Source organism: Guyparkeria sp. (assembly GCF_046540515.1).
In the GTDB taxonomy this organism is placed as follows: Bacteria; Pseudomonadota; Gammaproteobacteria; order Halothiobacillales; family Halothiobacillaceae; genus Guyparkeria.
Genome location: NZ_JBKHFB010000076.1, coordinates 1 through 8,312 on the forward strand (window position 1 = coordinate 1; position 8,312 = coordinate 8,312).

General features: G+C 66.5%; 9 protein-coding genes. 5 read left to right on the forward strand and 4 right to left on the reverse strand.

Annotated features, from left to right (window positions below; genetic code table 11):
• Both pnp and ACLFRM_RS08285 read left to right on the forward strand, forming a co-directional pair.
• Positions 1–1,912, forward strand: a 1,912-nt coding sequence (gene pnp, locus ACLFRM_RS08280) for a polyribonucleotide nucleotidyltransferase (RefSeq protein ID WP_410755267.1), incomplete at its 5' end; no start/stop codon positions are given.
• A gap of 94 nt (positions 1,913–2,006) precedes the next feature.
• The gene (locus tag ACLFRM_RS08285) at positions 2,007–3,278 is read left to right on the forward strand and encodes an EAL and HDOD domain-containing protein (RefSeq protein ID WP_410755268.1); all 1,272 of its coding nucleotides are present in this window, start codon (positions 2,007–2,009) and stop codon (positions 3,276–3,278) included.
• A gap of 95 nt (positions 3,279–3,373) precedes the next feature.
• Here the strand turns inward: ACLFRM_RS08285 and ACLFRM_RS08290 are convergent, their stop codons facing one another.
• From ACLFRM_RS08290 to ACLFRM_RS08305, 4 genes are read right to left on the reverse strand one after another with little or no spacing between them, the layout of a single operon-like run.
• Positions 3,374–3,862: a Crp/Fnr family transcriptional regulator gene (locus ACLFRM_RS08290; protein WP_410755269.1), complete on the reverse strand. Its 489-nt coding sequence runs from the start codon at positions 3,860–3,862 to the stop codon at positions 3,374–3,376.
• 42 nt (positions 3,863–3,904) lie between these two features.
• Positions 3,905–5,005: a peptidylprolyl isomerase gene (locus ACLFRM_RS08295; RefSeq protein WP_410755270.1), complete on the reverse strand. Its 1,101-nt coding sequence runs from the start codon at positions 5,003–5,005 to the stop codon at positions 3,905–3,907.
• A 54-nt stretch (positions 5,006–5,059) separates the two neighbouring features.
• Positions 5,060–5,365 (reverse strand): YciI family protein, encoded by a 306-nt coding sequence (locus ACLFRM_RS08300; protein ID WP_410755271.1) that lies wholly within the window; start codon positions 5,363–5,365, stop codon positions 5,060–5,062.
• 45 nt (positions 5,366–5,410) lie between these two features.
• Positions 5,411–5,989, reverse strand: a complete 579-nt coding sequence (locus ACLFRM_RS08305) for a septation protein A (RefSeq protein WP_410755272.1) — start codon at positions 5,987–5,989, stop codon at positions 5,411–5,413.
• A gap of 228 nt (positions 5,990–6,217) precedes the next feature.
• On the opposite strand from ACLFRM_RS08305, the gene ACLFRM_RS08310 reads away from it, so the two are divergent.
• The 3 genes from ACLFRM_RS08310 to ACLFRM_RS08320 form a co-directional block, all read left to right on the forward strand.
• Positions 6,218–6,835, forward strand: coding sequence for an L-threonylcarbamoyladenylate synthase (locus ACLFRM_RS08310; RefSeq protein WP_410755275.1), 618 nt, complete (start codon positions 6,218–6,220; stop codon positions 6,833–6,835).
• A 6-nt stretch (positions 6,836–6,841) separates the two neighbouring features.
• Positions 6,842–7,498 carry a site-2 protease family protein gene (locus ACLFRM_RS08315; RefSeq protein ID WP_410755273.1) on the forward strand — a complete coding sequence of 219 codons (657 nt, stop codon included), beginning with the start codon at positions 6,842–6,844 and terminating at the stop codon, positions 7,496–7,498.
• 27 nt (positions 7,499–7,525) lie between these two features.
• Positions 7,526–8,312: segregation and condensation protein A (locus ACLFRM_RS08320; RefSeq protein ID WP_410755274.1), on the forward strand; the 787-nt coding region annotated here is incomplete at its 3' end.

Consider the following 8,312-nt stretch of genomic DNA (forward strand, 5'->3'; position numbering starts at 1 on the left):
GACGATCGAGTACCAGGAAAAGTTCTATGCCGCCGGGCGGGTGCCGGGCAGCTTCTTCCGCCGCGAGGGGCGCTCGACCGAGGGCGAGACCCTGGTCGCACGGCTGATCGACCGGCCGGTGCGCCCGCTGTTTCCCAAGGGGTTCACTCACGAGACGCAGGTCATCGCCCAGGTGCTTTCGCTCGACCCGGAGGTCGACTCCGAGATCCCGGCGCTGATTGGCGCCTCGGCGGCGCTGTCGCTCTCGGGGGCGCCGTTCGCGGGGCCGATCGGTGCCGCGCGGGTCGGCCATATCAATGGGGAGTTCATCCTCAACCCGAGCCCGGTGCAGCTGACCGAGTCACGCCTGGACCTGGTGGTCGCCGGTACCGACAAGGCCGTTCTGATGGTCGAATCCGAGGCCGACCAGCTGCCGGAAGACGTGATGCTCGATGCGGTCATGTTCGGCCATGAGCAGATGCAGGCGGCCATCGAGGCGATCAATGCCCTGGCCGGCGAGGCGGCGCGCCCGCCGATCGAATGGACCCCGCCGATCGACAGCTCGGCGCTGGCCGGCGAGATCGAATCGGCCTTCCGCGCCGAGATCGAGGTCGCCTACCAGATCGCCGACAAGGCCGAGCGTGGCAACCGTCTCGGGCAGCTGCGGGCCGCGATCCGCGAGCGCTTCGTCGACGAGGCCGGCGAGCCGCCGGTCACCGAGAAGACCGTTGACGGGCTGGTCAAGGGCATCGAGTCCGAGGTGGTGCGCGGCAGCATTCTGGCCGGCAAGCCGCGCATCGACGGGCGGGACACGCGCACGGTGCGCCCGATCAGCATCCGCACCGGCTTCCTGCCGCGTGCCCACGGTTCGGCCCTGTTCACCCGCGGCGAGACCCAGGCGATGGTGGTCACCACGCTGGGGACCGCCCGCGACGCCCAGCTGATCGACGCGGTTGGCGGGGAACGCAAGGAGCCGTTCCTGTTCCACTACAACTTCCCGCCGTTCTGCGTGGGCGAGACCGGCCGTTTCGGGGCGCCCAAGCGTCGCGAGATCGGCCACGGCAACCTCGCCCGTCGCGGGGTGATGGCGGCCCTGCCGGCGGCCGAGGAGTTCCCCTACACGATCCGCGTGGTCTCCGAGATCACCGAATCCAACGGCTCGTCGTCGATGGCCTCCGTCTGCGGTGCCTCGCTGGCCATGATGGACGCCGGGGTGCCGATGAAGTCCCCGGTGGCGGGCATCGCCATGGGCCTGATCAAGGAAGGCGACGAGTTCGTGGTACTGACCGACATCCTCGGTGACGAGGATCACCTCGGCGACATGGACTTCAAGGTCGCCGGCACGGCAGATGGCGTGAACGCCCTGCAGATGGACATCAAGATCGAGGGCATCGACCGGGAGATCATGGAAGAGGCCCTGCGCGAGGCCCGTGCCGGCCGGACACACATCCTCGGCTGCATGAACGAGGCGCTGGCCGAGGCGCGCACGGATCTCTCGGCGCACGCGCCTCGGTTCATCACCATGCGCATCAACCCGGAGCGCAAGGGCGACCTGATCGGCAAGGGCGGCTCGACCATCCAGGCCCTGACCCGCGAGACCGAGTGCCAGATCGACATCGGCGAGGACGGTACGGTAACCATTGCCGCACCGAGCGGCGAGGCGGCCGAGGAGGCGCGCCGGCGCATCGAGGAGCTGACCGCCGAACTCGAGGTGGGCAAGATCTACCACGGCAAGGTCGTCGGCATCAAGGACTTTGGCGCCTTCGTCAACATCGCGCCTGGCAAGGACGGCCTGCTGCATATCTCCGAGATGGCCGACAGCCGGGTCGACAAGGTCACCGACGTGGTGAACGAGGGTGACGAGGTGGACGTCAAGCTCCTCGAGATCGACCGGCAGGGACGCCTGCGCCTGTCGATGCGCTTCTCCGCCTAGAGGTCCTGCGGGTAAGATGGATGTTCCGGGTGGCCTGGCCTTGGTCGTCTGCCCGGATTGCCCTCATTGGCCCAGGAACCCGGAATATCACGCCATGGCACAGGCCGATCACGATACCCCCGAGGACGAGGCAGCCCAAAGGATCGTCCAGTCGGTGCGGCTTGCCCGCCAGCCGATCGTGGATGCCGACCTCAATACCGTCGGCTACGAGCTGCTCTACCGTGCCGCCGACGCCGACCAGGTGGCCCGGATCGGCAATTCCAACCAGGCTACCGCCTCCATCGTGCTCAATGCCCTGAGCGAGATCGGTCTCGATCATCTCGTCGGCGGCAAGCTGGCATTCATCAATGTGCCCGGCAAGCTCCTGCACAGCGACGTGCTGGAAGGGCTCGTGGCGCGGTCGGTGGTGCTGGAAATCCTCGAGACGGTCGATTGTGACGAACGCACGGCCGAGGCGCTACGGCGCCTGAAAAAGACCGGCTACCGCCTGGCGCTCGACGACTTTCCCACTGTCTCGATCGACAAGCCGTGCGTTGCCGAATGCCACTACGTCAAGTTCGACGTGCTGGCTGAAGGGGTGGAGGTGGTTGCGGCCGCAGTGCCGGCTGCCCGCCGGGTGGGCGTGAAGGTGATTGCCGAGAAGGTCGAGGAGTGGGACGTCTACGACCGGCTCCGTGATGCCGGCGTCGACTATTTCCAGGGGCACTTCGTGTCGCGACCGGAGATGGTGGTGCGCCCGACTGTACGGGCCTCCAAGGCCAACCTGATGGGGCTGCTGATCCTGTTGCAGGACGACGAGGTTGCGCTTTCCGAGATCATCGAGCGGATCAACACCGACCTGGCCTTGAGCTATCGCCTGCTGCGTCTGGTGAACTCGGCTGCCATCGGTCTACGGAGGAAGGTAGACTCGGTCGAGGAGGCGGTGCGCCTGCTAGGTCTCAAGGCCGTGCGCAGCCTGGTCTATCTCTCGGCGCTGACCGGCGTGGACGGCAAGCCGCCGGCGCTGATCCACAACACCATGATACGTGCGCGGTTCGCCGAGTTGCTCGCCGCACAGAGCCGGCTTGCCAACCCGCCGACGGCCTTCCTGGTCGGGCTGTTTTCCAACCTCGATGCCTTCTATAACCAGCCGCTTGCCCAGTTGATCGAAGAGCTGCCGCTGACAGACGACATCGCCAGGGCCCTGCTCGAGGGGCATGGCAGTCTCGGCGAGTTGCTGGAGTACGTGCGCTTCTACGAAAAAGGCCAGTGGCTCGAGGGAGACGGCGAGACGGCGGTGTCCTCGCTCAACGAGGTGGCGCCCAACTGTTACCTCGACGCGGTGCGCTGGGACGAGGCGTTACGCCAATCGCTGGGTGGCCCCTGAGGCCGCTCGCACTCCGCTTTCCCTTCCTGCAAGAAAAAAGGGCCGTGATCAGTGATCACGGCCCTTTCCGTACCGGCGCGTCTGGTCGGGTCGGGTCAGAACCGGCCGATACCCGGGTTGATGTAGCTCAACAGCTCGCTGTGCTGGCGGTTCATGCGGCGGATGATCTCGCGCACGCTGTAGACGATCGCGCGCATGACCTTGTAGACGAGGATGGGATGGTCGATCAGTAGCGCCTCGAGGTGAGCCCGGTCGAGCATGACCACGTCCGCATCGCCGACGGCGCGCAGGGTCGCGCTGTGTGGCGTGCCGTCGAGGAAGCCCGACTCGCCGGCCAACTGCCCGGCCTCGAGCAGGTGCAGGGTGTCGGAGAACCCGCGGCCGGTATCGCGGCTGACGGCAAACCGCCCCCGGACGACGATGAACAGCGTATCGCTGCTGTGGCCCTCCTCGAACAGGATCTCGCCGTTGGCCACCGCGCGGCGCGTGCACACGCTGGCGAGCAGGCGGCACTGCTCGTCGCCCAACTCCTTGCCCAGTGCAGTCTGCTTGAGTTCCTCACCGGTTACGACTTGTTTCGTCATGGTCTTTCCTGTTGCCGTGTGACGGATGGGCGTAGGCCCGGATCAGGGCATGGCCTTGAGTGGTTCGGCCGGCAGGCCGTCCATGTCCGTCTTCTCGTCGGTTTCGTTCGAGGTTTCGTTCTCGGTGTCGTCCGAACCCACGTTACCGCTGTCGCCCGTGGCATCACCCCCAATTGCCTCTGCCTTGTCATTCGATTCGTGGCTGCCATTGCCATCGCGCTCGACCATCGAACGCACGTCGCTGCTGAGGATCTCGACATTCGCCGAATCGCGCAACTCCGCGATCATGTCGTTGATGGCGTCCCGACGCGCACTGTCCTCCAGTTCCGGACGCATCTGCTCGAGCGTCGGCTTGGGCATGGGCCGCGTGTCCTCGAGCTGGACGATGTGCCAGCCAAAGCGGCTCTCGACCGGCTCTTCGGCACGGTCACCCGGTTCCAGGCTGCCAACGGCCTCGGCGAAGGGTTCGACCATCTGGTCGAGTGAGAACCAGCCGAGATCGCCGCCTTCCTCGCCCGAGCCGGTGTCCTTGGAGTGCTCCTTGGCCAGTTCACCGAAGTCAGCCCCGTCGTCGAGCTCGGCGATCAGGTCGCGCGCGGTCTGTTCGTCGTCGACCAGGATGTGCATGGCGCGGTACTGGGTTTCCTCGCCCAACGCGTCCATTTCCTTCTCGTAGGCCGCCTCGACGTCGGCCTCGCTCACCTCCATCTCGGACATGTAGTCGACGAGGTAGGCATTGGCGAGCTGATTGTCGATGGCGTTCTGGATGCGTGCCTGGGTGCGCGGGTCGCGGTCCAGACCCTCCTCGCGGGCCCGGTTGGCGAGCAGGCGCAGTTCGACCATGCGGCTGACCAGGCGGTCCTCGGGCACCTCGGCGCCGAGGTTCTCTTTCACCACCTCGAGATTCTCCTGGTAGAGGGGCGAGTCGTTGATGCGGGCGATCACCTTGCCGTCCTCGATCGTCTCGAACGAGCCGTCCGCGCCGCCCTGCTGTTGGCCCAAGGGGGTCTTCTCGGCGGAGGACGGGCGGTCGTCGCTGCAGCCGGTCATCGCGCCGGCGCTGAGCAACAGCCCCGCGCCCAGTGCGATCGCCAGGCGGTGGCGGCGGTAGGGAATTCGGTCGGTGGTCGGGTTGCTGTCCATGACGGGGTTCCTTTGGCTTTTTGCTGTGGTGTTCGTTGTTCGTCTGGCTGGGCGCTATCCGGTAGCGCCGAAGATCGGCTTGTACGGACGCACGTCGACCGAGTCGTACACGCCACCCGTGCGAAACGGGTCGGCCTCGGCCCAGGTGCGCGCGGCCTCGATGTCCTCGAAGGCAGCGATGACAAGGCTGCCCGACAGCCCCCGTTCCGGGTCGCCCGGATCGATGGGTAGCGGTCCGGCGGTGAGGATGCGGCCCTCGCGGGTCATCGACTCGATGCGCGCCCGATGGGCGTCGCGGTGCCTGGCCCGCAGCGGGGCGCTGTCGGCCACGTCATTGGCCACGATCATAAACCATTGCATTGGCGGTGCGTCCTCCATTGCCGCGAGGAAAGAGTTCAGCAGGAATCAGGGGCGCTCGTCGACGTCGCGCGTGCCGTTTTCCGCCTCGACTTCGGCGGGCCGCTCGGCGTAGATGCCGAGGTAAAGCCCCTGCAGGATCATGAACACGAAGGTCATGCCCATCAGGCCGAACAGCTTGAAGTTGACCCAGAACTCCTCGGAAAACTGGTAGGCGACCAGGATGTTGGCAACCCCCGAGAGCACGAAGAAGCCGACCCAGGCCCAGTTGACGCGGTGCCAGATCGCCCGCGGTACCTGGATGATGTGCTCCATCATGCGCTGGACCAGCGGTTTCTTGCCGATGAACGCACTGCCGAGAAAGACCAGTGCGAACAGCCAGTTGAGGATGGTCGGCTTCCACATGATGAACAGAGGGTTGTGCAGGATCAGCGTCATGCCGCCGAAGACGACGATCAGGCCGGCCGAGACCCAGTGCATCCGCTCGACCTTGCGCCACATCAGCCATCCGGCCGCGATCTGGATGACCGAGGCGACCATGGCCACGGCGGTGGCCACGTAGATGCCCTCGAGGTGGTACGCCCCGAAAAACAGCAGGATGGGGAAGAAGTCGAACAGGAATTTCATCGTGTCTCGTGAAACGGTAATGGGCACCGGGCACGGTGCGCTTGAATCCGGACCGGCGGGTGGGCCCGCGGTTGCTTGCAGTACACTAACATGGGCCTGAGCTAGCGGGGAGCCAGCCGATCGCCGGCCCGCCGCTTCCCTCGACCTGTCCCCGGGCCGTCGCCCGGGAGTCGCCAACGCAGTCACCACGGTAGTCATCCGACGCCAGAGGGTCCCTTCATGACCAGAATGCTCGATATCCATCCAGAGACACCCCAGCCCCGACTCGCCAAGCAGGCGGCCGAGGCCATCGCAAAGGGTCAGGTCGTGGTCGTGCCGACCGACTCGGGTTATGCGCTCGCTTGCCGACTCGAGGACAAGAACGCGATCGAGCGGATCGGGCGCATCCGCCGCGACGACGGCGCCCATCATATGACCCTGTCGGTGCGCGATCTATCCGAATTGGGCGTCTACGCGAAGGTGGATAATGTCCAGTTTCGGTTTCTCAAGACCCATATCCCGGGCCCATACACCTTCATCCTGCCGGCCACGCGCGAGGTGCCACGGCGACTGCAGCACGAGAAGAAGCGCTCCATTGGCCTTCGGGTCCCCGCGCAGCCCGTGTTGCGCGCCATCCTCGAGGCCCTGGACGCGCCGATCCTGAGCGCCTCGCTGGTGATTCCCGATATTGGCGAGCCGCTCGACGATCCGGAACTGTTCCCGACCGCGGTGACCAACCAGGTCGACCTGGTCGCCGGCGCCGGGTTTCTCGAACAGATCCCGGGCACGGTGCTCGACCTGACCGGTGACGACTTCGACGTCCAGCGCGAAGGGCTGGGAGGCGTTCCTGCCGAGCTGGCGGACTGAGCCGACGTGCTCGAGCTCTCGTTCCTGCAGAAGATCGCGATCGGTATCCTGCCGATCCTGCTGGCGGTGACCGTCCACGAGGCCGCCCACGGTTATGTGGCCAACGCCCTGGGCGACCCGACCGCCAAGCGGGCGGGGCGACTGACGCTCAATCCGATTCCCCATATCGACTGGCTGGGCACGATCCTCGTGCCGCTGCTGATGTACCTGTTCACCCCGTTCGTGTTCGGCTGGGCCAAGCCGGTACCCATCAATGCCGCCCGACTGCGCGATCCGCGCCGCGGCATGTTCCTGGTGGCGGCCGCCGGGCCCGGCGTGAACGTCCTGATGGCGCTGGGCTGGGCGCTGGTCACCGTGCTGGCGCTCAAGGGCCTCGACGGCGGCATGGCGTTGGCCGAACCGCTGGCCCTGATGGGGCAGGTGGGCATTTTCATCAACCTGATACTGGCCGTGTTCAACCTGCTGCCGATCCTGCCGCTCGACGGCGGGCGGATGCTGGTGGCGGTGCTGCCGGCGAGCTGGGGCGACTGGCTGTCGCGTTTCGAGGCGTGGGGACTGCCCATCGTGGTGGTGCTGCTGGTCAGCGGCGTGCTCTCGGCCATCCTGCTGCCGATCATGGGCACGCTGCTCGCCTGGTTCAACGCCTTGATCCATGTCTTCTGAACCATGACTTCCGGGGCACACGACCAGGTGACGGATTCACGCCGCTGGGTGGATGCCACCCCGCGTGTTTCCGGCCAGCCCATGGAGCAGCTCCCGCTGGATCTCTACATCCCCGCGGACGCGCTCGCGATCTGGCTGGAGCAGTTCGAGGGGCCACTCGATCTCCTGCTCTACCTGATCCGCAAGCACAACATCGACATCCTAGAGATCCCGGTCGCGCGGGTCACCGAGCAGTACCTCGAGTACCTGGCCCTGATGAAGTCGATGGCGATCGAACTGGCGGCCGAGTACCTGCTGATGGCCGCGTGGCTCGCCGAGATCAAGTCGCGCATGCTCCTGCCGCCCGAGCCGCGCGATGACGATGACGAAGAGCCGCTCGACCCGCGCGCCGAGCTGGTCGAACGCCTGCTCGAGTACGAGCGCACCACTCGCGCCGCCGGTCTCCTCGACGAGCAGCCCCGGCGCGGCCGCGACTGGTTCGATCTGTCGATCGAGCCGCCGGAGCGCCTGCCCGCCCCGGCGGTGCCGGCGGACCTCGCCGGGCTGGTCGCGGCGATGCAGGGGCTGCTGCGCGAGGGCAGCGTGCGCCGGGCGCACCACGTGCGTGCCGAGGGCCTCTCCATTCGCCAGCGGATGACCGATATCCTCGATGCCCTGGCCGATCGGGCGAGCTGCGATCTCGCCGAGATCTTTCGCCCCGAGGAGGGACGGATGGGCGTGGCGGTGACCACGGTGGCGGTCCTCGAACTCACCCGGACCCATGCGCTCGACTGGTCGCAGGAGAGCCCCTTCGGCCCCGTGACCCTGTTTCGCC

Bases quoted from the DNA above. Each gene is read 5' to 3' on its own strand.
- ACLFRM_RS08290 (WP_410755269.1), bottom strand. From the start codon at position 3,862: ATGACGAAACAAGTCGTAACCGGTGAGGAACTCAAGCAGACTGCACTG.
- ACLFRM_RS08300 (WP_410755271.1), bottom strand. From the start codon at position 5,365: ATGCAATGGTTTATGATCGTGGCCAATGACGTGGCCGACAGCGCCCCG.
- ACLFRM_RS08305 (WP_410755272.1), bottom strand. From the start codon at position 5,989: ATGAAATTCCTGTTCGACTTCTTCCCCATCCTGCTGTTTTTCGGGGCG.
- ACLFRM_RS08310 (WP_410755275.1), top strand. From the start codon at position 6,218: ATGCTCGATATCCATCCAGAGACACCCCAGCCCCGACTCGCCAAGCAG.
- ACLFRM_RS08295 (WP_410755270.1), bottom strand. From the start codon at position 5,005: ATGGACAGCAACCCGACCACCGACCGAATTCCCTACCGCCGCCACCGC.
- ACLFRM_RS08285 (WP_410755268.1), top strand. From the start codon at position 2,007: ATGGCACAGGCCGATCACGATACCCCCGAGGACGAGGCAGCCCAAAGG.